We start from the raw sequence: 25706 nt of genomic DNA on the forward strand, positions 1-25706 counted from the left end.
TCCTTTATTGTGCGTTGGCCAGCGTTACTTGCTGTTCAACATTATTTTTCTCCGCATTGCCGCGCACCAGGCGCAGCACGAAACCGGCAGGACCCGTCTGGTACCAGTGGCGCACGCCGCGGCGTGGCTGGCCCATCGCTTGCGTCAAGCGGTCCAGGGTGATGGCCAGCAGTACGATGCCCAGGCCGCCCACGGTGGCCAGACCCATGTCCAGACGGCCGATGCCGCGCAATACCATCTGGCCCAGGCCGCCGACGGCGATCATCGAGGCGATCACGACCATCGACAGCGACAGCATCAGCGACTGGTTGATACCGGCCATGATCGATGGCATGGCCAGCGGGAATTGCACGCGGGTCAGCAACTGCCACGGCGAGGCGCCATAGGCGCGGGCCGCTTCGATCAGGTCGGGACGCACCTGGCGGATGCCGAGGTTGGTCAGACGCACCAGCGGCGGCAGGGCAAAGATGATCGTCACGATCACGCCAGGCGCATTACCGATACCAAACAGCATTACCACGGGCACCAGGTAGACAAACGCGGGCGTCGTCTGCATGGCATCCAGCAGGGGGCGCAGGATATTCTGTGCGCGGTCGCTGCTGGCAAGGAAGATGCCCAACGGCAAGCCGATGGCCAGGCAGAACGCCAGCGACGTCAAGACCAGCGACAGGGTCGTCATGGCTTCCGGCCAGATGCCCAGCATCGACACCACCAGCAGCGCCAGCACGGTGCCGATGGCCAGGGTGCGGCTGGTAAATTGCCAAGCCAGCAAGCCGATGATGGCGATCACCGTCAGCGACGGGGCGGCCAGCAGCACGCCTTCCACGCCGGACAGCACGCTGTCGATCGGCGCGCGCACGGCCTGGAAGAAGGGACGGAAATGCGCGACGACCCAGCCCAGGCCCTGGTTGATCCAGCTTTCCAGCGGCAGCGAGCCGTCGAAAATCTGCGTCAGGTGAAAGCCGGACGCATGTTCCGGCTGCACGGCAGGCGCGGCGGCGTCCAGCCAGGCGGTGCTGGCGTCGGTAGGCGGCGTCAGCGCCCAGGGATTGATTTGAGCGGCCTGTTCAACAACAGGTTCTACTGTGGAAACGGTGCTTGGATTCATGCTTGTCCTTTCTGTTGTTGTTCGGCTATGGCTGGCGTGTCGCGGTCAAGGAACTTCAGCAAGGTTGTCTTGCTGATGGCGCCGCGGAAGCTGCCGTCATTGGCCACCACAGGGACGGCGTAAGGCAGTTGCGCCACCTGGCCGAACAGACCGGCGACTGGCTCATCTGCATTGATGGTCTGCACGTCGGGCAGATAGGCATGCGCCAGGCCCAGCGGACCCACATGGCCGTCGAGCGCACTGCGCAGCGAATCGGCCGAGACGACGCCGAGAAACTTGCGCTGCGGATTGACGACGTAGGCAAACGCGCGATCCTGCTCTTCCAGCATCGACAGCGCGGCGCGCGAGCCGCGGCTCGGCGACTCGGACACGACGATCTGGCTCTTGCGGGCGATATCGCTGGCCTTGAAGACGGCCGCCGCATCGACGCCGCGCACGAAGTTGCGCACGTAATCGTTGGCAGGTTTACGCAGGATTTCTTCCGGCGTGCCCACTTGCACCACGTGGCCGTCTTTCATGATGGCAACGCGGTCGCCGATGCGCATGGCTTCGTCGAGGTCATGCGAAATGAAGACGATGGTGCGGCGCTTGATTTGCTGCAAGCGCAGCAGTTCCGATTGCATTTCCGTACGGATAATCGGATCGAGCGCGGAAAACGCTTCATCCATCAACAGAATCGATGGATCGCACGCCAGCGCACGGGCCAGGCCCACGCGCTGCTGCATGCCGCCCGACAATTCGTCGGGATAGCTGGCGCCGTAGCCGTCCAGGCCCACTTGTTCCAGCGCTTGCTGGGCCAGCGCATGGCGCTCGGCCTTGGGCATGCCGGCCAGTTCCATGCCGAAGGCAGTGTTGTCGAGCACGGTAATTTGCGGCAGCAGCGCGAACGACTGGAACACCATGCTGATGTCCTTGCGGCGCAGGGCGCGCAGCTGGGCGTCCGGCAAGGTATTGATGTCGTTGCCGTCGATCAAAATGCGGCCGGCGGTCGGCTCGATCAGGCGGTTCAGCATGCGCACCAGGGTCGACTTGCCCGAACCGGACAGGCCCATGATGACGAAGATCTCGCCCGCTTCAATGGTAAAGGTGGCGTCGAAAACGCCGATGGTGCAGTCGGTCTGGGCCAGGATATCCTGCTTGCTGGCGCCCTGATGGACGAGTTCAAGTGCTTCTTCTGGCTTGTCGCCGAACACTTTGAACACATGGTCGATAATGATTTGTTTTGCCACGATGTGGTTCTCCCTCGATTTGACGAATGGAATGAAACCCAGCAAGCTGCCAGCTTGCGGCGGGAATCAGCAAACCCTGTTGCGTCGGCTACGCCACGGCGCACAAGCGCACGGGAGCGACAGGAAACAGGGGGTGACACGCATGTGACCAGCGGATGGCCAAAGCCGGTGCCGGGGTGCCGTGTGCGTGCTAAAAGAGGCTGTGGTTCAGGACTTTTAACAACGCTAGCGCCATGCAAATACATGGCACCAAATGTATTTGACCGAAAAAAAAATCGACCAAGCTACTTTTAACTGGATGCGGGTGTAAAACCCAATGAATTATTCACCACTCAGCGAGTGGGGAGTACTGCGAAGCAGAAGGTGAAACGCGGTGTAGCTGTTGTAAATATGACTCAAGTATAACGCAAAAAGCCGCCAAAGTCCAATGGCTTTCCAAATAGAAATGTGCTAGCAATGTTCGCCAGCGTACAGTCAGACGTGAAAAAGGCGAAAAGCGACGTGTTTTCATCGTCTTTTCGCCCATCGCTGCGACACGTTTTCTAGCACCAAACATGGCGCCAGACAAGCGGGTCAAACTGGCTCGGCAAACACCTTGCGCATCTTTTCGGCGATCTTGCCTTCAATCGTGGACGCGAAGGCGCTGAGCATGAAGCCCAGCTTGATTTGCAGTTGCGCCTGCTCTTTTTCCAGGGTCAGCGAACCATCGACGCCGCTGCGTTCGAAGCGCAGCACATCGCCATCCCAGGCGCAGGCCAGGTCATATTCCTGGGCCAGCTTGTCGGCCACTTGCTGCGCCGCTTCGCGCGCCTTTGCTGCTGTCAGCTTATGTTGCTGAACTATATTTATATCCGCCATCAAACGATCCTTTTATTATAAAAACGGGTGCCATACGGCCAGCATCATACCAGCCGCCACGCGGCAGCCGCAGCCATGGGGAACGCCGGCACACGGAAAAAACCGCGCTTTCTTGCGCCGCACTTGCGCCGCATCAAACCGCAACCACCGAAGCAGGCCGACTATCTCCATTCCAGTTGCGAGTGTCTTGGAGAGCTACCATGGACCAGAAAGTCATCGTGCCGGTCGAAGCCGTGCTGACCAAATGCGTGTCCTTGCCTGTCGGCTACGTCCCTACCCCCTCGGCGCCCTACCGCCTGCACCGCAAGAATGCGCAACTGACTCTGCAGCCGGGTCCGCCCCGCCTGACGGACGCCACGGTCCGCAACCTGGCCGCCGTGCCCGTCGGTTCGCGCGTGCTGATCTGGAAGCAAGACCCGTCCGTGAGCGAGCTGGGCACGCGCAAGTCCTTCCTGCCCGGCCTGATACTGCAAGGTCCGCGCGACGCGCGCATCACCTTTGGCGAGCCGGGCATCGCCCAGGTCAGCCCGAACGCCTTTGGCGACTTCATCGTCTCGCCCAACACCGACCAGTTCGACGCCGTGCACACGTTCGCCATCGTGCGCATGACGCTGACCATGTACCAGCGCGCGATGGCCAGCAACAACACGGCGCCGCCCCTGCCCTGGCAATGGAATAGCGCCAGCAACACGGCACCGCTGCGCGTGTTCCCGCACGGCTTGCCCAATGTCATGAATGCCTATTACAGCCGCAGCGACAAGGCCCTCAAGTTCGGCGACTTCATTCCCAGCGGCGCCACCGAGCGCGTCTACACCTGCCGCTCGCTCGACATCGTCTCGCATGAAACCGGGCACGCCATCCTCGATGGCCTCAAGCCGAATTGGCTGCTCAACAATAATCCACCGCAGACGGGCGGCTTGCACGAATCGTTCGGCGACCTGACGGCCATCTTCCTGGCCCTGTCGCAGCTGGACCAGGTCGAAGCCGTGATCGCGCAAACCAAGTCCGACCTGCACGATAAAACCTTCCTGGCCGACCTGGCGGAACAGTTCGGCCTGGCGCTGGGCCGGCCGAACGGCTTGCGCAATGCCGATAACGACATCAAATTGTCGGAGGCCGGCACGGAAGTGCACGCCATCTCGCAAGTGTTTACAGGCGCTATCTACGACATCCTGGCCGACATCTTTGCCCACGAACGCCAGCCCCAGCTGGAAGATGACGCGGCCGTGCTGCACCGTTGCGGCGACTACCTGCGCAGCCTGGTCTTGCGCGCTCTGGTGGCGTCCCCCGACCAGGCGGCCACGTACGCCGATGTGGCCGGCCACATGCTGACCCTGGCGCAAGCCGACGGCTTTACCAGCTACCTCGATTTCATCCGCAACAGCTTTACCGTGCGCGAAGTGCTCAAGGACAATGCCATGACGGAGGATGGACAAATGACCTTTGCCCCCGATGTCGTCGACGAAGCGGATGCAGTGCAAGACAGGCGCGCCTGCTGCGGTACCATGAACCATGCGGAATACAGCGAATCGGATCAATTGCTGGAAGCGGAGCGCGAAGCGCTGGCGGCCTGGTGCCGCAGTTACGCCCCCCGGTAAGCGCCCTGCGCCGCAAGCCCGCCAGCGGTCAGCCGCAGGCGAAGGCATGCCGCATCATTTCCCCACCACCGTCCCCAAGAAGGAGCAGCATGAAAATTTCAGCCCGCAGCAGCGGCGGCTTTGCCGGCCTGAGCGAACAGTACGACATCGATACGCAAGCCCACCCGGCCGGCCCCGGGCTGGAAGCGGCACTGGCCAGCAGCGGTTTTTTCACGCACCCGCAGGGCACGGGCGAACAGGTGGGCGCCGATATCCCCCATTGGCAGATCACCGTCGAGGCACCGGCCGCGCGCCGCACCATCACGTTTGCCGAAGATGGCAGTGCTGAAAATGCACGTTGGCAACAGTTGCTGACGCAAATACGCGCCAGCGCCTGATTGTTCTGGCACTTATTTTTACCGATCTTGATTTGGGTAAAACAAAAACACCACACGGCGAGCTTCCGCCTCGCCCGTCCTGCTCCCGGCAGCATCGGGCGACTGTCGCTTTCTTGCCGCGTTCTTCATGGTAACGTCCCGGATAGTCGCTGAATTGCACGCTCTGCGCGGCAACGGCGCTGCCAAAAAATGAATTTGCTTATATGTATTGTATATAAGCGGGATTTGTGAGAAATAGCGAATTGCCTTAAAATACAATGCTTTGCTTTAGTATGCGCCGCCGAGGTTCCTGCAGGCGCTACAGCACCTCCCCCCAAATTGATAGGACTGTTATGACCCACGTTGTCACCGAATCCTGCATCGCCTGTCGCTATACCGACTGCGTCGATGTCTGCCCGGTAGATTGTTTCCGGGAAGGCCCGAACTTCCTGGCAATCGATCCGGACGAATGTATTGACTGCGCAGTCTGCGTGGCAGAGTGCCCGGTGAACGCGATTTTCGCGGAAGAAGACGTGCCGGGCGACCAGCAAGCCTTCATCAAGATCAACGTCGACCTGGCCCGTAACTGGCCTTCGATCACCAAGACGAAGGCTGCCTTGCCGGAAGCCGAGCAATACAAGGACGTCAAGGACAAGCTCGACATGCTGGTGCGCTAAGCGCACGGCACTTGCCGCGGCGTTTCCGGCGGAGACACTGTTCTCCGCAGGGGCGTGGCGGTGAAAAAATGTACAAAAAGCAGCGGAAACGCTGCTTTTTTTGCTTTTAGAGCATCGTTGCAGGTCTATCCACGCAAGTGTGGCGCGCTGTCACACCAAAGCGCAAACTGTGGACCTATGCGCGGTAATGCACATTTTGTCCTCAACAAATATCGTAAAATTGGATTATGATATTTGAGCCGATATTGGCGCTTGGAATTAAACAAGGACTATATATGCTTTACCAACTGCACGAACTGCAACGCTCCTTCCTCACTCCGGTGATGCAATGGGCAGACATGTCCTCCAAGTTATTTACCAACCCGGTTTCTCCACTGGCCCACACCCCGTTTTCGCAACGCATCGCAGCCGGCTACGAGCTGATGTACCGCCTTGGCAAAGACTACGAAAAACCACAATTTGACATCAAATCCGTTCTCGTCCAAGGCGAGAACGTCGACATCCGCGAACACGTTGTCGTGACAAAACCGTTTTGCCGCCTGATTCACTTCAAAAAAGAAGCCACTGGCTTGCAACAGCCCAAAGTTTTGCTGGTTGCCCCCCTGTCCGGTCACCACTCGACCCTGCTGCGCGATACCGTGCGCGGCTTGCTGGCCGAGCACGATGTCTACATCACCGACTGGACGGACGCGCGCATGGTACCGCTGACGGAAGGCCCGTTCCACCTGGACGACTACATTTATTATGTGCAGGAATTCATCCGCCTGCTGGCGCCTGACTTGCACGTCATTTCCGTCTGTCAACCGACCGTGCCCGTGCTGGCTGCCATCTCGCTGATGGCGACGGCCAAAGATCCGCACATGCCGAAAACCATGACGATGATGGGCGGCCCCATCGACCCGCGCCGCTCGCCCACGCAAGTGAACAACCTGGCGACGGAAAAGAAATTCTCGTGGTTTGAAAACACCGTGATCTACGCGGTGCCGCCGAACTACCCGGGTTTTGGCCGCAAGGTGTATCCGGGCTTCCTGCAGCACGCCGGCTTCATCGCCATGAACCCGGGCCGTCACGCGCAAAGCCATCGCGAGTTCTACATGCACCTGGTGACGGGCGACGACGAGCCGGCGGAAGGCCATCGCCAGTTCTACAACGAGTACAACGCCGTGCTGGACATGCCGGCCGAGTACTACCTGGAAACCATTAAAACGGTTTTCCAGGAATTCAGCTTGCCGATGGGCACGTGGAAAGTGGGCGGCCAGCTGGTGCGTCCGCAAGACATCACGAATGTGGCGCTGTTCACCGTAGAAGGCGAGCTGGACGACATTTCCGGCGCTGGCCAGACGCAGGCGGCGCATGACCTGTGTTCCGGCATCCCTGCCGAGATGCAGCAGGATTTCGTGGCGCCAAAATGTGGCCATTATGGCATTTTCTCGGGCCGCCGCTGGCGCGAAATCATTTGCCCGAAAATCGGCGAATTCATCCAGAAACATTCCTGATCCGCAGTATTTCAGGCAAAACGGCACGCCAGGCTACCCTGGCGTGCCGTTTTTTTTATGCCCCGCTCATGCGCGTGACGTTTCGACCTTCACCGTCGGGCGCGTATTGACAAAGATTTGCTCGACTCGCGGCTCGCCCGGCCCCGGCTTCTTCATCGCATAGCCATTCACGGGCTGCGAGCGGTTCACCCACAGCGCGTAATACAAATGGTCGGCGCGCGGATCTTCCGTGTTCGGGTGGATCAGTATCGTCAAGCCCAGGCTATTGAGTTGCAGCCACGGCACGATGACGGGCAGCAAGTCATTCGTGAAGCCAAAGTAAAACGACGGCGTCACGTGCGGGCCGCGCGGCTCCAGGTTCCAGTCGCCCAGTTCGATCTGGAAACGCTCGGCCGCCCACTTGCGTATCAGCGCCGCCTTTTGGTAACTGTCTTCGTCAAAATAGATATGCGCGTGATAACTCTCGATATCCGTGTAGGCACGTGGCTTTACCGGCAAGGTTTCCTCGCCGGGCCGCACGCTGACGGGGCGCGGCGTGGGCGCCGTGTCCGTATGCTCGCCCCACGGGCTCTTGCCGGGAGCCGCTGGTTTGACGTCTTTTACGCGTTTGACGGCGCCATCCTGCGCCAGGGCCGTGCCGGCCAGGCCCGAAGCGGCCAGCGCCGCCACCAGGCCGCCGCCGCGCAAGACCGTGCGGCGCTGCGGCGAGAGGAGATTGGCCCATTCCAGGTCGATGGCCGCGTGTTGAGTGTTGTCAGACATAGGATTTCCTGTTCTTGATTATGAGTATGGAGAGAAGGCAGATCAAAAGTGAACGGTGGCGCGGGCGTAGTAGTAACCACCCAGTACGCCCAACGGTCCCGAGTTGTCGTAAGTGCCCGTGTACTGCGCCAGATTCGCGGCACTGCGCGCGTCCCGCGGCACCTGGCCCGGTTTCTGGTCGAAGACATTGTTGGCGCCCACCGTCACGTTGATGCGCTTGCTGATGTCGTAGCCGACGCTGACATCCGTCACGAAGGCGGCCTTCAGCTGGTAATCGCCGCCCGTGATGGCGTTCAGACGCTTGAGCTTGCCGTAGCGCGTCTCGCGCACGTTGAACGTCCAGCCCGCCTTTTCATACGCCAGGGCGAGGATTTCCTTGTCGCGCGGCGCCCGGTACAGCAAGTCGTACTCGGCCGATTTGCTCAGGGTGCCGATATTCGGCAAGCCTTGCAGCACCGTCGGCAAGGCCGCCTTGCCGACCAGGCTCGTGTGGTTGATATTCGCGGCCGCCGTCCAGCGCAGCTTGCCGTCGGCCACGCGCAAGACATCCTCGGCCGTCAAATCGATGCCGCGCGTGCGCGTGTCGCCCACGTTGGCAAAGTAATGCGCGACAAGGCCATTGCCCACCGTCAGCCCCGCCGAGCGCAGCAGGTTTTCGATGACGCTTGCTTGCGCGGCCGTCAGCGGCCGGCCACTGCCGTCGAGCGCCACGCCCGAGCTGCGGTCGATACCGATGTTCGACGACACGCCCAGGCGGTCGCTGGCCTTGATTTGATACGCGTCAACGGCCAGGCGCAGGGTGGGCGTAGGATTGAAGGTCAGCCCGGCCGACAGATTCGTCGATTTTTCCGGTTTCAGCGCTTGCGCACCCAGTGCCCGCGCGGCGGCCGAGTTCGGCTGCGCCAGGGTATACGGCACGCCCGCATGGTCGGAGGTGTTCGAATACGATTGCGTCACCAGGCTCGGCGCATGGAATCCATTGCTGACGGTGCCGCGTACGGCCACCGTGGGCGTGACGTCATAGCGGGCGGACAAACGGCCCGTCGTCTTGCTGCCGAAATCGGAATATTTCTCGGCACGCAATGCCGTGTCGAGCAGCAATTGCGGCGTCAGTTTCGCGCCCAGGCCGACATACGCCGCATAGCTGTGGCGCGCCGTATCCGAGGCGTCGACGGGCAGGTAGCCGGCCAGCGCCGATGAGCCGCTGCCCTGCCAGGAAGCGGGCTCACCCGGGCTGCGTTGCTGTGTTTCATGCGAATACTCGAGACCGACGCTCAGGTCGGCCGGCTCGCTCAATCCCAGCGGCACGGGACGGCGCGCGTCGGCGTTGGTGGTCGAGCGGCTGTAACGCTGATTGCCGATGGTGAAATCCGTCTTGCCGCCTGGATAGCTCAGCGAATAATTGGCCGAGTTTTCCACGCCCACGTCGATATCGTCGCGTCCGTAAGTACTGCTGATATCCCAGTTCCAGCCCGCCGTCTCGCCCTTGACGCCGCCCGTCAGGGAAAAATCGTTTTCGCTCGTCGTTTCATACGGCGTGAAGCCGTCGGGATACACGGACAGCAAGCCTTTGTTGTTATTAAAAATGGTATTGGGCAGACGGAAATTCTGCGCCGAGCGGGCATTGCGGTGCGCATACGTGCCGAAGCCATACAGTTGCACCTCGTTCGACACGTCATAGCCGAAGTTGGCGCTGAGCGAAGCGGTCGTGCTTTGCGGCACGCCCGTATTGCGCCACGGATTGCTGTTGCGGCTTGCTTCTGCCGGGTTCGGCGAGGCGCCGGCCGGCAAGCTGTTATTCGGCCCCAATTTCACCAGCTGGCCATCGCTGTTGCGCACGGCCGGATACGACAGATAGCCGGGATTCAGTCCGAAATTGCGCACGGCGATGCCCTGGCGCTGGACTTCGGCGCCGAAGTGGGCAAAGCCGTGTTCGCCCAGGCGCGTGCCGCCATCGATGCGCACGGAACCGTTCGTGCCGTCGCCGTCGTAGGTGGAGCCGAGTTGCGTGCTGAAGCTGCCCTTGTCATCCGCTTTCAGGATGATGTTGATGACGCCGGCGATGGCGTCGGAACCGTAGATGGCCGAGGCGCCGTCGCGCAGGATTTCCACACGGGCAATGGCGCCCGTGGGTATCAGGGCCAGGTCGGTGGCGACGGAACCGGGAAAACCATCCTCGTTGACGATGGCCGTCGTATGCCGGCGCTTGCCATTGACCAATACCAGGGTATGCGACGGGTCGAGGTTGCGCAATTGACCGGCACGCACGATGCTGCCCAGGTCCGGCTGCACGCGGGCTGGCAAGTTGAACGACGGCAAGGCCGTATCCAGCGCATCGAGCAAGTTCAGCTTGCCCGTGGCCTGCAATTGCTGCGCGCTGATCACGTCGATGGGGGCGGCGCTGTTGGCCACCGTGCGGCCCGTGCCGCGCGCGCCCGTGACGATGACGGTGTCATACGGCGCGGCGGCCAGTGCGCCAGCGCCATCCGGCGCGGCCTGCGCGTGGAGCACACCAGGCGCCCCCAGCAGCAGTACGGCCACGGAGACGGCGTGCGCCAGTTGCCGCAAACGCGGGGCGGGGTCATGCTTGTGAATCGGTTCCAGCATACGAAAACATCCTTTCAAAGTCGTCAACACAGTGGCTGCAGACTAAAGGATGGACAAACAAACAAGAACGAATGGTTTCGTATTTAGATATTTCGTTTTGGCAACTAACAACAGCGGCGGCGCGCCGTGTCAGGGAGTCGCCGGGGCGGTCGCCAGGCTCTGGTCGAGCCGCTTCCAGTAATCGCGTTCCAGCCGGGCCGTATCGATATCGCGCGCCGCCTCGTTGAAGCGTTTTTGCCACGCCGCCCCCCCGGCATCGCGCTGGAAGCACACATGCACGGGACGCTCCTTGAAGACGGTATCGATGACGGCGATGCGTTCGCGCTCGGCCTTGCTGAAGTTGCGCCCCATCAACAAGTGCTGCAGAACATGGCGCTCGATGACGATCACGCGGTAACGCTTGATGAACAGTTTCTTCAGATTCGTCGCGTCGTTCAAGCCCTCTTCCGTCTTCAGCTCGCCACGCGCCACCATGCCATCGAACTGCTCCCCATTCGAGTAGCCGGCCACGGTGCCGATGCGCAGCTTGCCCAGGTCGGCGAGGCTGGCGCCAGGCACGCCGTCCTCCTTCAGGTAGGCCAGCACACCCTGCGTGTTACCAACCGGAACAGAAAAGTGGCAGAGTTTTTCCCGTTCCGGCGTGCGCCACACGGCCAGAAACCCGGCATAGCGGGAACTGGCCAGGCCAAACTGCATGGCGCGCTTCCAGGGAAAATAGTCATATTTGACCGTATAGCCGAGACGCTCGAAAACGGCGCTGACCATGGCGCCCGACATGCCGTCGGCCGGCAGGCTGCGGGAAATAAAAGGCGGCCAGTCTTCCGCCGCGAAGCGGACGATGCGCGAACTGGCAGCGCCCGGCGCCGCCATGGGGGAACTAGCCTGCCCGTGTGCAAGGGCAAGTGCAGAGTGCATGAACAAACAGAAGGGCAAACCAACTGTCCGGAGGAAACGCATGTTTGGCTCCTATGGCCTGGCGCACCTTGCAATGCAGGCGCGGCAACAGGACTGGCGGTCGGCTTTTTTGATCACTGGCTTGATAAAAATCATGCTCCCACAAAAAAAAGAAATTGCAAAGTTGTTTATTTGCACTTTGACATTCCCAGGGGAAATAAAATACGATTGCGGCGCGCCTGCAACAGGCTGTCATGGCGCCGGCTATCCCCTCTCACGAAACAGGTTTTTACTTGTGCGCGCGCCGGATGGCCGATAATGGCGTTTTACCGTGGAAGATGACCGTGCCGCACCCTGCCCCTCCCTCACTTGCCGACCAGATCGAAGACTTGCTGCCGCAAACGCAATGCACCAAATGCGGCTACAACGGTTGCCGCCCGTATGCGGAAGCGATTGCCGCCGGCAGCGCCGACATCAACCAGTGCCCGCCGGGCGGTGCGCAAGGCATCGTGCGTCTGGCCGGCTTGCTGGGCAAAAAAGTCATCCCGCTCAATCCCGTCAACGGCCTCGAACGTCCGCGATCTGTCGCCTATATCGACGAATCGCTGTGTATCGGCTGTACCCTGTGCATCCAGGCTTGCCCGGTGGACGCCATCGTCGGCGCCGCCAAGCAGATGCACACGGTGGTGACAAGCCTGTGCACGGGCTGCGACCTGTGCGTGGCGCCCTGCCCCGTCGATTGCATCGTCATGTACCCGGTCAGCGGCGACGCCACGGGCTGGGATACCTGGAGCCAGGCAGAAGCAGACGACGCGCGCGCGCGCCACGATTTCCGCACGCAGCGCCTGCGCCGCGAAACGGAGGAAAACGAAGCGCGCCTGGCCGCCAAGGCCGTCGCCAAGATGCGCGAAGTGACGCAGGAAGTGCCCGTCACGCCCGATGAACAGGCGGAAAAGGAACGCAAGCGCGCCATCATCGCCGCGGCCATGGAGCGCGCGCGCGCCAAGGCCGCTGCCGCCAGCACGGATACCCCCCAGCCAGCCCCCACCACCCCGAAAAAAGACGCATGAACGCCGCCAAACGCCTGGAAATCTTTACGCGCTTTCGCGCCGCCAATCCTTCCCCGAAAACGGAACTCGACTACACGACGCCGTTCGAGCTGCTGATCGCCGTGCTGCTGTCGGCACAGGCGACGGACGTGTCCGTCAACAAGGCAACCCGCTTGCTGTATCCAGTCGCCAATACGCCAGCCACGATACTGGCCCTGGGCGTGGACGAGCTGGCCAGCTACATCCGCACCATCGGCCTGTTCCGCACCAAGGCGAAGAACGTCATCGCCACCTGCCATATCCTCCTCGAGCAGCACGGCGGCGAAGTGCCGCGCGACCGCGCCTCGCTGGAAGCCTTGCCCGGCGTGGGCCGCAAGACGGCGAACGTGGTCATGAACACGGCGTTTGGCGAACCGACGATGGCCGTGGACACGCATATCTTCCGCGTCTCGAACCGCACCGGCATCGCGCCAGGCAAGAATGTCGATATCGTCGAGCAAAAACTGCTGAAATTCATCCCCAAGGAATTCCTGCACGACGCCCACCACTGGCTCATCCTGCACGGCCGCTACACGTGCACGGCGCGCAAGCCCCAATGCTGGAACTGCATGATTGCCGACCTGTGCGACTACAAGGACAAGTCGCCGATGCCGGCCGTGGTCTGACAACACACCTTTACGAACGGCGACACCATGTTGCAAACGACACTAGATATCCTGGCTTGCCCCGCCTGCCGACAGCCCCTGCAAAGCAACACGCCAGCCGAGGCGTCGGCACCGTTGCTGGAAGCGATATTGAGCTGTCCGGCGTGCGCGATTACCGTTCCCGTCGTGCAAGGCTTTGTGCTCTTTACGGAAGCACGGCAAGGCGGCGATGCCCATATGCTGCCGGCGCTGCGTGCCCAGCTGACGCCCAGCGCCGACTATCTGTCCTTCATGCACCGCCGCCATGTGCGCCGCATTCCCGACCGCTACGCCGCCTTTCAACCCTTCAATGAATCCACCCGCGCCTTTTATGCCTTGCTGGACCTGATCAGGGAGCATTTGCAACCTGGCGACCTCATTCTCGACACCTGGGGCCGAACGGGCTGGAGTGGCGAAATGCTGGCTGCGGCGTTTCCCCAGCAACATGTCATTTCTGTATGGGAAGGCAACTTCGATGTGCTCGGCTACATGGGATATGCGCACTGGTTGCCCGCTGGAAAGCGCGCGCCCAACCATGACATTATTTTCTTGCCGCCAGGTAGTCCCATGCCTTTTCGCGACGGCACGTTCGCGCTGATTCATGGCCTTGATTCACTGCATCGCTATGCGCCACTGACCTTCGCCGGCGACATGCTGCGCATCGCCCGCAGCGATGCGCCGATCATCTTCCCGCATGTACACATGGCCAATAGCCAGCCCACGCCGTACTTCGAGCGCGGCGGCAACATTATTCACGGCCGTTGCTATCAGCAGCGCTTTGATGCTGCGCAAGCACGCGGCGAACGCAAGACGCTGGTGATGTCGGAGGTAACCCTGTTCGACGCCATTGGACAGTTGCATGGCGAACCGGACACTGCACACTACAACGGCGTCGTGGCGCTGGTGCCTCCCGCATGGGAAGGGGCGCCCCTGCGCCAGGCCGATCTCGACCTGGCATTGCCCGCATCGCGCGCCGTCGTCAATGCCGTGCTACGGCTCGACAGCTTGAACGGCTGGTGTGTGCCCGATACCGATGCGCTGGGTGGCTTGATGCAAGATTTGCTGGTGCGCCATCCTTGTTATGCGCAACGCCTGGTGCGCCTGGGGCAACACAAACTGAGTGGTGAGCAATTGCAGATCCTGTTCCAGCTGGGCCAGTTGCGTACTCTGGAACAAGTGGCGCAGCGCCTGCGCCTGCCAGTGGAATACGTTTGCCAGCAAGCCAGGAACATGGTCGATATGGAACTGCTGCAGATGGCCCCCATCAGCGGCGCCATGGCACGCTTGCAATCGTACTATGCCAGCCAGATCGTGCGTCCGCTGCCACAGGAAGAAACCTTTGAGTATCTGTGGCAATTACTGCCCACGCTGTACCAGCAGCGCCCGCTCCTGCTGTGCGGCATGGACGACAGCGCCTTTGGCTGGGCCGAAGTCGCGCTACTCGTGCCGGCGTTGCAACGGGGCTTGCTGGCGATGGGCGTGCGGGCAGGTGACCGCGTCGCCATGCTGTGTGCCCACCACCCTGAAGCGGTACTGCTCAGCTGGGCCTGCTGGCGCATCGGCGCTGTCGTGGTTCCCTTGCGCAAGGAATTGACGGACACGCCCGCCTTGCTGCAACCCTTGCTGGAACGCATTGCTCCCGCCCTGCTGGTACTGGATCATCCCCGTCACAGCGCCGCCGCTTTGGCAAGCTGCCCGGCGCTGCTGCTCGACGATATCGGCCAGGACGCGGCGGCGGTCTTGCCGCCAGATTGCGCATTGCCTGAATTATCAGCCTTGCTGGAAGGCTGGATGGAGCTGCCGCCGACGCCGGAGCTGCCCGGACAGGCCGTCCACCCCGACGATCCTGCCGTGATCCTGTTTACGTCTGGCAGTACTGGCATCCCCAAGGGCGTCGTCCACAGCCAGCGCGCCCTCATGCAGAGCGGCCAGCTGGCGGCGACGGAATTTGGCTGGCATGATGGCGACATCCTGCTGTCGCTGGGCGACTGCCACACCATGAGCGGCTTGCGCAACCCCATGGTCGCCGCCCTGTTTGCCGGTGCCAGCGTGTATCTGGCCGATGAAAACGAACGGGGCAATGTCGGCAAGACCTTGCAAGCGGCCCAGCGCCATGGCGTGACCGTCCTGGCGACAGGTCCCGCCTGGCTAGCCATGCTGCAGTTGCTACCGGCCCACCTGACCCTGCACCCGGCCAGCTTGCGGCAAATCATTTCCACGGGCGCGCCCCTGCAAACGTCGCTGCACACGGCCTTGAGCGAGCGCATGCGGCTCGCCATCATCGATTATTACGGACTGACGGAAACGGGGGGGCTGTGCATGCTGTTCCAGCACGCGCCCGGTGCCACGCAAGCTTGCGGCCGCGCCGTCGGCGCCATCGTGCAAATCTGCGATGACAGGGGCATGCCGCTCGGGAAAGGACAAACAGGGGAATTGCGCGTGCACAGCAACCAGCTCATGCTGGAATACTGGCGCGATCCGGCGCAAACGGCGTCCATCGCCCGCGATGGCTGGATCTTCACTGGCGATATCGCCAGCCACGATGGCCTCGGCAACATTACATTGCTGGGCCGGCACGACGACCAGCTCAAGAACGAATATGGCGACATCGTCCACCCTGTCCCGCTGGAACGGGCGATGTGCAGCTATCCACACGTCAGGGAAGCCGCCATCACCGCAGGACCACAGGGACTGATCGGCATGCTGGTGGTCGACGGCGGCTTCGAATTACCCGCTTTTGTCGCCTATTGCCGCCAGCACGCGCAAATCGAGGCATTCCCCCGTGACCTGCGCATCCAGGCAGCGTTACCGTACACGGCCGCAGGAAAACTCGACCGCCGCGCGCTGGCCCATTCAATCACACCATAACAGATACACTCACCATGTTTCAGACTCGTCCCACACCTGCGAATACGCCATTCCTGATCGGCCCCAAGTCTTTGTCGCATAGCCATCTGGAGGAACAAATCCTGCAAGTGGCTGCCCGGCTGATCAGCAGCGAACTGCACAATAAACGCGTGCTGCTGATGGTGCGCGACGATCTGGCCTATGCGCCCTTGTTGCTCGGCTGCATGCGGGCCGGCGCGATTCCCCTGCTGCTCGATCCGGGAACCTCGGTGCGGCAAGTCAGGGATTTACTGCAGCATACGCATATCGATGGCGTCATTGCCGATGCGGACGCCATCGACCTGTGGCGCGCCGAGGATGTCCCTCTGCCGGCGCAGCAGATACGCGTCGGCGCTGTCCAGGCCAAGGGTTTGCTGCTGAACAAGCTGCTGGGACGGCGGGCGCCAGCCGACCTGGACAACTGGCCTGGCCTGCTGTCCGCTCCCGCTCCGGCACCGTTGCCGCCAGCAAGACAGGAGGGGCCTGCCTATGTCGTGTTCACCTCCGGCAGTACGGCCCGTCCGAAAGGCGTGGAAATGCACTGGCCCGCCCTGCTCGCGCATTTGCGGACGATCGGCGAACATTACGCACTGACGCCCGCATCACGCCTGCTGAACCTGATGCCGTTATCGCATGCCGATGGCCTGGTACAAGGCGTGCTGCTGGCTTATCAACGCGGCTGTACCTTGGTGCGTCCTGCACCATTCAGCATTGTCGCCATCGAGAGCATCCTCATTGCGATCTACCGCGAACAAGTCACGCACCTGATCGCCGCGCCCACGGCATTGGCCCTGATGCAGCAATATGGCGCCCACCTGGCGGAAAACTTCGAGAATGGCCATTTCCGCTTCGCCGTTTCCTGCAGCGCCCCCTTGAGCGCGGCTACCTGGACCAGCTTCAGCCAATGTTTCAATGTAAAGCTCATCAATACCTACGGCTTGAGCGAAACGGGAACCTGCGGCCTCTATGCGGGACCGGACGCGGCCAGCCACAAGATCGGCAGCGTGGGCATGCCGCGCGACATGCTGGCAAAAATCTTGCGAGACGATGGCAGCGAGGCCGGCTGCGACGAGGCCGGAGAACTGTGCCTGCAAGGTGCCAACCTGATGCAGGGCTACCTGGACAATCCGCAAGCGACCGCTGCCGTCCTGCGCAATGGCTGGCTGCATACGGGTGACCTGGCACGGCGCGACAGCGATGGCGTGTACTGGATCACGGGGCGTATCAAGGACGTGATCATTTGTGGCGGCTACAATCTGTCGCCGGAAGCCATCAATGGCGTACTGATGCAACACCCGGCCGTACTGGAAGCGGCAACCGTCGCCTTGCCTGACCCGACGTGGGGCGAAATCCCCGTCGCCTGCGTCGTATTGCGCCCTGGCATGGAGGCGGACAACCAGCAACTGCTGCTGCATTGCGCCCAACATCTGGGTGCACACGAATTGCCGAAACGCATTAGTTTTACCGGCCAATTGCCGCGCACGCCGTCAGGCAAGGTCATCACGGCACAGTTGCAGCACGCGCTATCGCTTACGCCCAAGGAAGCAAGCGCCCAGGGCAATCAGCAGGCAGACATTTTTGCGCTGGCCGCGGACCTGTTCAATTTACCGGCAAGTGCGCTGAAGGGGGATTCAGGCCCCGCCAATACGCCAGGCTGGGATTCGCTGGCACATATCAACTTCGTGATCGGCCTGGAAACGCTGTTCAAGGTGCGTCTGAGTCCATCGGATGTGGTGCATATGGAAACCATGGACGCCACCGTGCAACTGATCAAGCGGCTGACGCGCTGAGATGGCGAACGCACTTCCTCTGCGCATCTGGCCATACAGTGCGGCGCTGGCAGCTGGCGTGGTCGGACTATGCATGCTGCTGCGTCATGTGCCCGGCCCACGCTACGACAATACGATTGCAGGCCAGACGAAAACGTTTCTCGACGCGCCCAGGCCAGAAGGGAAATGGCGCGTGCTGGCGCTGGGTTCGTCCCTGCTCCATGCCGCCACCCCGCAAACAGCCAATGTGCAGCGTGCCGAGCTGCCGGACATCGCCTGGATGCGGATGACGAAAGGCGGCGCAGGTATCGGTTATTTGCAATCGAGCCTCGCCACTCTTGGCAGCCGCCCACCGGAGGTGCTGGTCCTCGAACAGAACCTGTTCTTGCCAGATGATGGCAACGCGACAATGGATCAACTACGCGAAGATGTCTGGCACTGGGGCAAGCAAGCTGCTTCATTGCTCACCGCTGGCAAACTTGCCTCGCCACCGCCATACTGGGAGCGCAATGATCAGGAACTTGCATTTACCTGCGGCCCGGAGCTGAAGAAATTAAGCGCGTCACAAATACGGCAGCATGCTGCCGAACTACAAAATCTGTATCGACAGAGCACCTTCGATGCTGCACTGATCAACAACATTGCCACGCTGGCGCAACGGGGCGTGCGGGTGATACTGCTCGATGTGAGGCGATCATTGCTGATTGAACAACAGACGGCGCAACAAAAGACAGACTGGCAGCGGCGCTTGCAAGCATTGCTGCCTGCGAGCCAAAACATCATCTATCTAGCCTCGCCCGCACTCACCGAACAAAACCTTTATTGCGACGCCAGCCATCTGAACACGCAGGGCGCGCGTCAGTTCGCTCCCTGGTGGCAAACCCAGTTACGGCAGTTGCGGGACAGGGGTTGACATGGTGTGGCTGACAATTTTTGGCATGCTGTGCATGCTTGTTCTGGTCGTGCTTTACTGGCGTTTTCCAGTGGCCTGGCGCCCCTGGCTGCTGGTGGCCACAGGCGGCGCGCTGCTATGGCATGATGGCTGGGCCAGCATGGCGGCCTGGGGTGCATTGCTGGCATGGCTGGCCTTCATCTGCGGCCCCCGATGGCGGCGCCCGGCCCTGATGCAGACGCTGGGCCTGACGGGTGTCTTGCTCGCCTTTCTGGCTTACCAGCACGCGAAAGCCGGCCATGGCATGGCCGCCTACCTGGGCTACGCCTTCGTCTCGCTGAAAGCCTGGCACCTGATCGCCGAGCATGGGGGCGGCATCGCGCGCGATGGCCGCGCCGGCACGACCTTGGGCTATCTGCTCTTCCCGCCCACCCTGGCCGTCGGCCCGATCCAGCGTTACGATGCCTTCCGCATGGAACTACTGCGCGCGCGCTGGGACAGCCAACTCGCCTCGCCAGCATTGCAGCGCATGCTGTACGGTTATTGCAAAGTGGTTTTGTTGGCGGGATACATACTCACTTTCAAGCTCAACAACCTGAACCTGTCGACCGGTTACGCCTGGCTCGATGCCTATCTGCCCTTGCTCGGTTATGGCTTGAACCTGTACTGGCAATTCTCGGGCTATTGTGATATTGCCATCGGCTTCGCCGCGCTGCTGGGCATGCGCGTACCGGAAAACTTCCATTTCCCCTTTGCTGCCCGTAATCTGCCCGATTTCTGGCGCCGCTGGCACATCACGGTGTCGGAATGGTGCCGTGATTTCGTTTTCCGGCCCATCCTGACGCGCACGCGGCAATACCTGTTTGCCAGCCTGGGCAGCATGATCGTGCTGGGCTTGTGGCATGAGCTGTCGCCGCGCTATCTGGCCTGGGGCCTCTTTCACGGTGCCGGCCTGGCCATCGTCCACCTGTGGGGCAAGCACATGCCATGGGCGGAGCTGTTGCGCCGCTATGCCCTGTGGCGCGTCTTCAGTTGGATTTTGACCCTGCAATTTGTCATACTGAGCTTCGCGCTGACGTCGACGCCGGACCTGCAAACGGCCTGGTCTTGCCTGACGGTGCTGTTCGCACCACTGTTACCTGGGAGTTAAGGTGTACCAATTTCTCTTGCGCTACCTGCCAGCGCCGCTCGTGCACGGGTTCTTCACGCTATGGTATGGGGGACTGCTGCTGCTGCTGTGGCTGAAATGGCCGCTGGCGCTGGGAATGGGATTTCGTTACGGGCAACTGTAGGCCGGGACCGATGCAGGCATCGACCCCGTTATCGCTTACAGCAACACCATATTGTCGCGGTGGATCAGTTCATGGCCTTCCATGTAGCCGAGAATCGCTTCGATTTCGGTGGACGGCTTGCGCATGATGCGGCGCGCTTCGCCGCTCGTGTAGTTGGACAGGCCGCGCGCCACGGGCAGGCCATCGACATCGACGCAGGTGATGACGGCGCCGCGGCCGAATTCGCCGTTCACGCCCGTCACGCCGATCGGCAGCAGGGACTTGCCTTCCTGGCGCAGCTTTTGCACGGCGCCCGCGTCCAGCACGACGGCACCGGCCGTGTGCAGATGATCGGCCATCCACTGCTTACGCGCCGTCAATTGCCCCGTTTGTGCCCGCAACTCCGTACCGATCGCTTCGCCCTGGGCGAGGCGGCTGAGCACGTCGCTGTCGCGGCCCCAGGCGATGATGGTGTGGGCGCCGGACTTGGCGGCGCGCTTGGCGGCGAGGATTTTCGTCAGCATGCCGCCACGCCCCAGGCTGCTGCCGGCGCCGCCGGCCATCGCTTCCAGGGCCGGATCGCCGGCGATGCCTTGCGTGATCAGGTAGGCGGTCGGGTCCTTGCGCGGGTCGGCCGAGAACAGGCCGTGCTGGTCCGTCAGGATGACGAGCGCATCGGCTTCGATCAGGTTGGCGACCAGGGCGCCCAGGGTATCGTTGTCGCCGAACTTGATCTCATCGGTGACGACGGTGTCGTTTTCATTGATGATCGGCACCACGCCCAGGCGCAGCAGGGTCGTCAGGGTGGAGCGGGCATTCAGGTAGCGTTCGCGGTCGGCCAGGTCGGCGTGCGTGAGCAGCACTTGCGCCGTGCCGAGGCTGTGGGCGCGGAAGCTGCTTTCATAGATTTGCGCCAGGCCCATCTGGCCGACGGCGGCGCAGGCCTGCAATTCGTGGATATCGGTGGGGCGCTGCTCGAAACCGAGGCGCAGCATGCCTTCGGCGATGGCGCCGGAACTGACGAGCACCACTTCCTTGCCCAAAGCGCGCAAGCCGGAAATCTGCGCAGCCCAGCGCGCGATGGCGGCATGGTCGAGTCCGCGGCCATCGTTGGTGACCAGCGAAGAGCCGACTTTGATGATGATACGGGTAGCTTTTTGAATCACGGAATCCATGGGGCGGCGCTCTTCACTTAATAGACGTCAGCGCGCAGGACGCAGCAGCAGCAAGGCCAGCCCCGCCGTCAGCTCCATTGCGCACATGAACAACACAAAACCCTGGGGCAAGCCGAAGCTGATGGCCGCGAACAGACGGCCGGCGGGCTGCGCCAGGACCAACATTGCTGTGATATCGCCGAGGACAGGCGGTTCGCCCTGCCGTGCCGCGAACAGCGCCAGGAGCGCGGTAGCGCCCCAGACACCAACATGCGTGGCGTAGAACTGGCTGTAGCCATTGACGCCATTGAGGAAGATGCCCATGCCGGCCGCCATTTCATCGGCGAACAACAGGCAGGCGACCGCGCTCAGCCCGTAAGCATACGCGATCAGATGCAATACACGGCGCTGCCACGCTTGCTTGCGCGCTGGCGCGGCAGCGGCCGTCTGTACCGACATCAGGGTAAAGCCTTAGTCGAGGATCTTGAAACGCGGATCATCCGGGTCGATCGACGAGATACCGCGCGCTTCTTCGGTCATCTGCGTCTCTTCGGCACGGCTTTCGCTGTGTTTCTTCGCTTCCAGATGCTGGTAAATCGCATTCACCAGTTCCGGGCAACCTTGATGGTTCAGCGCGGAAATCTCGAAGACGGGACCTTTCCAGGCGAAACGCTTGAGGAAGTCCTTGACGATCTTCTTGCGCTCTTCTTCCGGCACCATGTCGAGCTTGTTCAACACCAGCCAGCGCGGCTTGTCGACCAGCGACTCGTCGTACTTCTTCAATTCCCTCACCAGCGCCTTGGCTTCCTTGACAGGATCGACGTTGGTTTCGAACGGCGCCAGATCGACGATGTGCAACAGCAGACCCGTACGCTGCAAGTGACGCAGGAATTGATGGCCCAGGCCCGCGCCTTCGGAAGCGCCTTCGATCAAGCCGGGAATATCGGCGATCACAAAGCTCTTCTCGTGCGACACGCGCACCACGCCCAAGTTCGGGTGCAGGGTGGTAAATGGGTAATCGGCAATTTTCGGGCGCGCGTTCGAGACGGCCGAAATGAAGGTCGACTTGCCGGCGTTCGGCATGCCCAGCAGGCCCACGTCGGCCAGAACTTTCAGTTCCAGGCGCAGTTCGCGGCGTTCGCCTTCCTTGCCCTCGCCTTTTTGGCGTGGCGCGCGGTTGGTCGAGGACTTGAAGTGGATATTGCCCCAGCCGCCTTCGCCGCCCTTGGCCAGCAATTCGATCTGGCCGTGTTCGGTCAAATCGGCCAGGATTTCGCCGCTCGCGTTGTCGATGATCAAGGTGCCCACAGGCATGCGCAGGTGGATGTCATCCGCGCCCTTGCCATAGCAATCTGCGCCACGGCCAGGCTCGCCATTGCGAGCCTTGTGCATTTTGGAGAAACGGAAATCGACGAGCGTGTTGATATTGCGGTCGGCGACAGCCCAGATGGACCCGCCCTTGCCGCCATCGCCGCCATCGGGACCGCCGAAAGGCCGGAATTTTTCACGGCAGAAAGATGCGCAGCCGTTGCCGCCATCGCCCGCGATGACTTCGATTTTTGCTTCGTCGATAAACTTCATAATTTTGCCGCCATAAAACTAAAAAGGCTCTACCTTGGGCAGAGCCTTTCGATTGAAGGCTTGCGCCTTACATCATGCGATCATGGCGGAGCGAACTGGCGCTCCGCGATGAATTACGCTGGTACTGCTTCGTTTGGTACAACGGTCACGAATTGCTTCGAGCCAGCACCTTTGACAACGAACTTCACTTTGCCCGCGATCAGCGCGAACAACGTGTGGTCCTTGCCCATGCCTACGCCTTCGCCGGCGCGCACTGGGGTGCCGCGTTGACGAATGATGATGCCGCCAGCATTGATAGCTTGGCCGCCGTAGACTTTAACGCCCAGACGTTTTGATTCTGAATCACGGCCGTTTCGCGTTGTGCCGCCGCCTTTTTTATGTGCCATTTAAGACTCCTTGATAGCTGATTAATTCAAACAGCGGCGATTAGCCGTTGATCGAAACGATTTGGATTTCGGTAAAATTCTGGCGATGGCCTTGATGCTTTTGGTAGTGCTTACGACGACGCATCTTGAAAATTTTGACCTTATCATGGCGACCATGCGCCACAACCGTAACCAGTACCGTTGCACCTTCGACCAATGGAGCACCAAACTTGATGCTGTCGCCCGCGCCTACTGCGAGCACTTGATCGATGGTGATTTCGGAACCAATGTCTGCCGGTATCTGTTCTACTTTAAGTTTTTCGCCAGCGACAACTTTGTATTGTTTGCCACCGGTTTTTATGACCGCGTACATGATTTGAAACCTCATCAAATGTTGAAAGAATTTGTCCCACTGCCATGAAAAGCAAGCCGTGCACAACAGGGGGAACCAGCGATTATACACGGACTGAGAAATTGCGTCAAAAACTATTCACAAAGCTTGATGATCGTGGTATGTCGACAACCTGACCATCATATCAGGCTTGCGCCAGGCGGACAGCAAAACGCGCGCCAGTGCCAAGCAGATCAATCAATTGCTCTACAGTCATAGGCAAACATCACGCACGCGCAAGCCTTGTCGTATAATCGCGGCACCCACAATCTAATGCAGGTTCGCCTTGTCTGACGCTAACAAACACGTTAACCAAAACACCATCGTGCAAACGATTGCCGCCGATATGGACGCAGTCAATACGGTGATCCGCCAAAAGTTGCACTCCGATGTGATTCTGATCAACCAGATCGCTGAATACATCATCAGCGCAGGCGGCAAACGCATCCGTCCCGTGCTGATCTTGCTGGTGGCCAATGCCCACGCCTATCGCGGCACGGCGCACCATGAACTGGCCGCCGTGGTCGAATTCATCCATACCGCCACCCTGCTGCACGACGATGTCGTCGACGAATCGTCGATGCGCCGCGGACGCCAGACGGCCAACGCCCTGTTCGGCAATGCCGCCTCGGTGCTGGTGGGCGATTTCCTGCACTCGCGCTCGTTCCAGCTGATGGTGTCGCTGAATAATATGCGCGTCATGCAAATCCTGTCCGACGCCACCAACGTGATCGCCGAAGGCGAAGTGCTGCAGTTGCTGAACATGCACGATCCGGACGTGACGCAAGACAGCTACCTGAACGTCATCCGCTCGAAGACAGCCAAGCTGTTCGAAGCGTCGGCGCAACTGGGCGCCCTGATCGCCGGCGCCAGCGAAGACGATATCGAAGCGGCTGCCGAATACGGCCGCTCGCTGGGCACGGCTTTCCAACTGATCGACGACGTGCTCGACTATGCAGGCGACGCCGCGGAAATCGGCAAGAACGTGGGCGACGACTTGCGCGAAGGCAAACCGACCATGCCGCTGATCTGGCTGATGGAAAACGGTACGCCAGAGCAACGCGAACTGGTGCGCAGCTGCATCGAGCAAGGCGACGAACAGCATTTCGACGCCGTCCTGACGGCCATCACCAGCAGCGGCGCCCTCGACTACACGCGCAAGCAGGCGGAAATCGCCGGCCAGCGCGCCGCCGATGCCATCGCCGGCTGGCCGGACAGCGTCTATAAGCAATCCATGCTACAACTGTGCTCGTTTGCCGTGGACCGCAATCACTGATCGCGATTTGCGTTACAGCAAAGACAACGGCGCCGATGGCGCCGTTTTTTATACACTGTCGAAAAGCTAGGTGCGCTCGTGCTCCATCGCCGCGCCCGCCAATTCCTGTACGATGGCCGGCTCCGCTTCCAACCGCTCGCTGTAGCGGCTGCCCAGGTAATCGCGGCGGTCACGCACCAGCAGGGTGAATTTGTACAGTTCCTCCATCACGTCGACCAGGCGCTCGTAGTACGGCGACGGCTTCATGCGGCCGTCATCGTCGAATTCCTGGTATGCCTTGGCAACGGAAGACTGGTTCGGAATGGTGACCATGCGCATCCAGCGTCCCAGCACACGCAAGCCGTTGACGGCATTGAACGATTGCGAACCACCGGACACTTGCATCACAGCAAGGGTTCGCCCCTGCGTGGGCCGCACGCTGCCCGTTTCCAACGGCAGCCAGTCGATCTGCGACTTAAAGACACCCGTGACGGCGCCGTGCCGCTCGGGGCTGCACCAGACTTGCCCTTCCGACCACAGCGACAGCGCCCGCAACTCTTGCACTTTCGGATGCTCGGGCGACACGCTGTCGACCATGGGCAAGCCGTGCGGGTCGAACACGCGCGTTTCGGCGCCGAAGTGACGCAGGATGCGCTCCGCTTCCAGGGTCAGCAGCTTGCTGTACGAGCGCTCGCGCAAGGAGCCGTACAGCAGCAAGATACGCGGCGCGTGGGTGGACACGCTGGCCGGCGCCAGCTTGTCCAGGTCCGGCACGTCCAGGTGCGCGGCGCTGATGTTCGGCAACTCGTTGGCAAGGTTTGCCAT

General features: G+C 61.2%; 24 protein-coding genes. 12 read left to right on the forward strand and 12 right to left on the reverse strand.

What is annotated here, in order from left to right:
* Positions 1 to 4: 4 nt before the first annotated feature.
* The 3 genes from proW to VPH40_RS18775 form a co-directional block, all read right to left on the reverse strand.
* Positions 5 to 1108, reverse strand: coding sequence for a glycine betaine/L-proline ABC transporter permease ProW (proW, locus tag VPH40_RS18765; RefSeq protein WP_328574185.1), 1104 nt, complete (start codon positions 1106 to 1108; stop codon positions 5 to 7).
* Entirely contained in the window at positions 1105 to 2337 is a 1233-nt protein-coding gene (gene proV / locus VPH40_RS18770; RefSeq protein ID WP_099668215.1) for a glycine betaine/L-proline ABC transporter ATP-binding protein ProV, read from the reverse strand. Before proV ends, proW begins: the two co-directional genes overlap by 4 nt.
* Positions 2338 to 2910: 573 nt before the next feature.
* The gene (locus tag VPH40_RS18775) at positions 2911 to 3195 is read right to left on the reverse strand and encodes a polyhydroxyalkanoic acid system family protein (RefSeq protein WP_077400202.1); all 285 of its coding nucleotides are present in this window, start codon (positions 3193 to 3195) and stop codon (positions 2911 to 2913) included.
* 200 nt (positions 3196 to 3395) lie between these two features.
* Between VPH40_RS18775 and VPH40_RS18780 the strand changes: the two genes are divergently transcribed.
* From VPH40_RS18780 to VPH40_RS18795, 4 genes are all read left to right on the forward strand, one after another.
* Entirely contained in the window at positions 3396 to 4793 is a 1398-nt protein-coding gene (locus VPH40_RS18780; protein ID WP_328574186.1) for a hypothetical protein, read from the forward strand.
* 89 nt (positions 4794 to 4882) lie between these two features.
* Positions 4883 to 5170, forward strand: a complete 288-nt coding sequence (locus VPH40_RS18785) for a protealysin inhibitor emfourin (RefSeq protein ID WP_077400196.1) — start codon at positions 4883 to 4885, stop codon at positions 5168 to 5170.
* 332 nt (positions 5171 to 5502) lie between these two features.
* Positions 5503 to 5826 carry a ferredoxin FdxA gene (gene fdxA / locus VPH40_RS18790; RefSeq protein WP_010395176.1) on the forward strand — a complete coding sequence of 108 codons (324 nt, stop codon included), beginning with the start codon at positions 5503 to 5505 and terminating at the stop codon, positions 5824 to 5826.
* 275 nt (positions 5827 to 6101) lie between these two features.
* A complete protein-coding gene (locus VPH40_RS18795) occupies positions 6102 to 7322 on the forward strand; it encodes a polyhydroxyalkanoate depolymerase (RefSeq protein ID WP_077400193.1) in 1221 nt (406 codons plus the stop codon).
* Between the two features lie 66 nt (positions 7323 to 7388).
* Here VPH40_RS18795 and VPH40_RS18800 read toward each other — a convergent pair whose 3' ends face one another.
* The 3 genes from VPH40_RS18800 to VPH40_RS18810 all read right to left on the reverse strand — a co-directional run bounded on the left by VPH40_RS18800 (position 7389) and on the right by VPH40_RS18810 (position 11561).
* Positions 7389 to 8084, reverse strand: a complete 696-nt coding sequence (locus tag VPH40_RS18800) for a DOPA 4,5-dioxygenase family protein (protein ID WP_328574187.1) — start codon at positions 8082 to 8084, stop codon at positions 7389 to 7391.
* Positions 8085 to 8126: 42 nt separating this feature from the next.
* Complete coding sequence (locus tag VPH40_RS18805) at positions 8127 to 10691, reverse strand: TonB-dependent receptor plug domain-containing protein (protein ID WP_328574188.1); 2565 nt, start codon at positions 10689 to 10691, stop codon at positions 8127 to 8129.
* Positions 10692 to 10820: 129 nt separating this feature from the next.
* Positions 10821 to 11561: a substrate-binding periplasmic protein gene (locus VPH40_RS18810; RefSeq protein WP_099665327.1), complete on the reverse strand. Its 741-nt coding sequence runs from the start codon at positions 11559 to 11561 to the stop codon at positions 10821 to 10823.
* Between the two features lie 43 nt (positions 11562 to 11604).
* Here VPH40_RS18810 and VPH40_RS18815 point away from each other — a divergent pair, with 43 nt between their 5' ends.
* Genes VPH40_RS18815 through VPH40_RS18845 form a run of 7 tightly spaced genes read left to right on the forward strand, consistent with a single transcriptional unit; the run spans position 11605 to position 20014 of the window.
* Entirely contained in the window at positions 11605 to 11904 is a 300-nt protein-coding gene (locus VPH40_RS18815) for a hypothetical protein (protein ID WP_328574189.1), read from the forward strand.
* A gap of 19 nt (positions 11905 to 11923) precedes the next feature.
* Positions 11924 to 12655, forward strand: coding sequence for an electron transport complex subunit RsxB (rsxB, locus tag VPH40_RS18820; RefSeq protein WP_328574190.1), 732 nt, complete (start codon positions 11924 to 11926; stop codon positions 12653 to 12655).
* On the forward strand, positions 12652 to 13299 hold the full coding sequence (nth, locus tag VPH40_RS18825; protein ID WP_328574191.1) for an endonuclease III: 648 nt from the start codon (positions 12652 to 12654) through the stop codon (positions 13297 to 13299). Before rsxB ends, nth begins: the two co-directional genes overlap by 4 nt.
* 27 nt (positions 13300 to 13326) lie before the next feature.
* Positions 13327 to 16185, forward strand: coding sequence for an AMP-binding protein (locus VPH40_RS18830; protein WP_328574192.1), 2859 nt, complete (start codon positions 13327 to 13329; stop codon positions 16183 to 16185).
* Between the two features lie 14 nt (positions 16186 to 16199).
* Positions 16200 to 17993, forward strand: a complete 1794-nt coding sequence (locus tag VPH40_RS18835; RefSeq protein ID WP_328574193.1) for an AMP-binding protein — start codon at positions 16200 to 16202, stop codon at positions 17991 to 17993.
* Between the two features lies 1 nt (position 17994).
* Entirely contained in the window at positions 17995 to 18885 is an 891-nt protein-coding gene (locus VPH40_RS18840) for a hypothetical protein (RefSeq protein WP_328574194.1), read from the forward strand.
* A 34-nt stretch (positions 18886 to 18919) separates the two neighbouring features.
* The gene (locus tag VPH40_RS18845; protein WP_328574195.1) at positions 18920 to 20014 is read left to right on the forward strand and encodes an MBOAT family O-acyltransferase; all 1095 of its coding nucleotides are present in this window, start codon (positions 18920 to 18922) and stop codon (positions 20012 to 20014) included.
* A 177-nt stretch (positions 20015 to 20191) separates the two neighbouring features.
* On the opposite strand, the gene proB is transcribed toward VPH40_RS18845, so the two are convergent.
* From proB to rplU, 5 genes are all read right to left on the reverse strand, one after another.
* Positions 20192 to 21310, reverse strand: a complete 1119-nt coding sequence (gene proB / locus VPH40_RS18850; protein WP_328574196.1) for a glutamate 5-kinase — start codon at positions 21308 to 21310, stop codon at positions 20192 to 20194.
* A gap of 27 nt (positions 21311 to 21337) precedes the next feature.
* Entirely contained in the window at positions 21338 to 21748 is a 411-nt protein-coding gene (locus tag VPH40_RS18855; protein WP_035825091.1) for a hypothetical protein, read from the reverse strand.
* A 12-nt stretch (positions 21749 to 21760) separates the two neighbouring features.
* On the reverse strand, positions 21761 to 22870 hold the full coding sequence (gene obgE / locus VPH40_RS18860; RefSeq protein ID WP_328574197.1) for a GTPase ObgE: 1110 nt from the start codon (positions 22868 to 22870) through the stop codon (positions 21761 to 21763).
* Between the two features lie 113 nt (positions 22871 to 22983).
* Positions 22984 to 23256 carry a 50S ribosomal protein L27 gene (gene rpmA / locus VPH40_RS18865; RefSeq protein ID WP_070219281.1) on the reverse strand — a complete coding sequence of 91 codons (273 nt, stop codon included), beginning with the start codon at positions 23254 to 23256 and terminating at the stop codon, positions 22984 to 22986.
* A 40-nt stretch (positions 23257 to 23296) separates the two neighbouring features.
* On the reverse strand, positions 23297 to 23608 hold the full coding sequence (rplU, locus tag VPH40_RS18870; RefSeq protein ID WP_034754730.1) for a 50S ribosomal protein L21: 312 nt from the start codon (positions 23606 to 23608) through the stop codon (positions 23297 to 23299).
* A gap of 304 nt (positions 23609 to 23912) precedes the next feature.
* On the opposite strand from rplU, the gene ispB reads away from it, so the two are divergent.
* A complete protein-coding gene (gene ispB, locus VPH40_RS18875) occupies positions 23913 to 24902 on the forward strand; it encodes an octaprenyl diphosphate synthase (RefSeq protein WP_099395339.1) in 990 nt (329 codons plus the stop codon).
* A gap of 66 nt (positions 24903 to 24968) precedes the next feature.
* Here the strand turns inward: ispB and arsH are convergent, their stop codons facing one another.
* Positions 24969 to 25706, reverse strand: coding sequence for an arsenical resistance protein ArsH (arsH, locus tag VPH40_RS18880; protein WP_328574198.1), 738 nt, complete (start codon positions 25704 to 25706; stop codon positions 24969 to 24971).

This window comes from Janthinobacterium sp. P210005, assembly GCF_036231865.1.
In the GTDB taxonomy this organism is placed as follows: domain Bacteria; phylum Pseudomonadota; class Gammaproteobacteria; order Burkholderiales; family Burkholderiaceae_D; genus Janthinobacterium; species Janthinobacterium kumbetense.

Excerpts from the sequence above, each read along its gene's own strand:
- proW (WP_328574185.1), bottom strand. The coding sequence starts at position 1,108 with ATGAATCCAAGCACCGTTTCCACAGTAGAACCTGTTGTTGAACAGGCC.
- VPH40_RS18775 (WP_077400202.1), bottom strand. The coding sequence starts at position 3,195 with ATGGCGGATATAAATATAGTTCAGCAACATAAGCTGACAGCAGCAAAG.
- VPH40_RS18780 (WP_328574186.1), top strand. The coding sequence starts at position 3,396 with ATGGACCAGAAAGTCATCGTGCCGGTCGAAGCCGTGCTGACCAAATGC.
- VPH40_RS18785 (WP_077400196.1), top strand. The coding sequence starts at position 4,883 with ATGAAAATTTCAGCCCGCAGCAGCGGCGGCTTTGCCGGCCTGAGCGAA.
- fdxA (WP_010395176.1), top strand. The coding sequence starts at position 5,503 with ATGACCCACGTTGTCACCGAATCCTGCATCGCCTGTCGCTATACCGAC.
- VPH40_RS18795 (WP_077400193.1), top strand. The coding sequence starts at position 6,102 with ATGCTTTACCAACTGCACGAACTGCAACGCTCCTTCCTCACTCCGGTG.
- VPH40_RS18800 (WP_328574187.1), bottom strand. The coding sequence starts at position 8,084 with ATGTCTGACAACACTCAACACGCGGCCATCGACCTGGAATGGGCCAAT.
- VPH40_RS18805 (WP_328574188.1), bottom strand. The coding sequence starts at position 10,691 with ATGCTGGAACCGATTCACAAGCATGACCCCGCCCCGCGTTTGCGGCAA.
- VPH40_RS18810 (WP_099665327.1), bottom strand. The coding sequence starts at position 11,561 with ATGGCGGCGCCGGGCGCTGCCAGTTCGCGCATCGTCCGCTTCGCGGCG.
- VPH40_RS18815 (WP_328574189.1), top strand. The coding sequence starts at position 11,605 with ATGAACAAACAGAAGGGCAAACCAACTGTCCGGAGGAAACGCATGTTT.
- rsxB (WP_328574190.1), top strand. The coding sequence starts at position 11,924 with ATGACCGTGCCGCACCCTGCCCCTCCCTCACTTGCCGACCAGATCGAA.
- nth (WP_328574191.1), top strand. The coding sequence starts at position 12,652 with ATGAACGCCGCCAAACGCCTGGAAATCTTTACGCGCTTTCGCGCCGCC.
- VPH40_RS18830 (WP_328574192.1), top strand. The coding sequence starts at position 13,327 with ATGTTGCAAACGACACTAGATATCCTGGCTTGCCCCGCCTGCCGACAG.
- VPH40_RS18835 (WP_328574193.1), top strand. The coding sequence starts at position 16,200 with ATGTTTCAGACTCGTCCCACACCTGCGAATACGCCATTCCTGATCGGC.
- VPH40_RS18840 (WP_328574194.1), top strand. The coding sequence starts at position 17,995 with ATGGCGAACGCACTTCCTCTGCGCATCTGGCCATACAGTGCGGCGCTG.
- VPH40_RS18845 (WP_328574195.1), top strand. The coding sequence starts at position 18,920 with ATGCTTGTTCTGGTCGTGCTTTACTGGCGTTTTCCAGTGGCCTGGCGC.
- proB (WP_328574196.1), bottom strand. The coding sequence starts at position 21,310 with ATGGATTCCGTGATTCAAAAAGCTACCCGTATCATCATCAAAGTCGGC.
- VPH40_RS18855 (WP_035825091.1), bottom strand. The coding sequence starts at position 21,748 with ATGTCGGTACAGACGGCCGCTGCCGCGCCAGCGCGCAAGCAAGCGTGG.
- obgE (WP_328574197.1), bottom strand. The coding sequence starts at position 22,870 with ATGAAGTTTATCGACGAAGCAAAAATCGAAGTCATCGCGGGCGATGGC.
- rpmA (WP_070219281.1), bottom strand. The coding sequence starts at position 23,256 with ATGGCACATAAAAAAGGCGGCGGCACAACGCGAAACGGCCGTGATTCA.
- rplU (WP_034754730.1), bottom strand. The coding sequence starts at position 23,608 with ATGTACGCGGTCATAAAAACCGGTGGCAAACAATACAAAGTTGTCGCT.
- arsH (WP_328574198.1), bottom strand. The coding sequence starts at position 25,706 with ATGGCAAACCTTGCCAACGAGTTGCCGAACATCAGCGCCGCGCACCTG.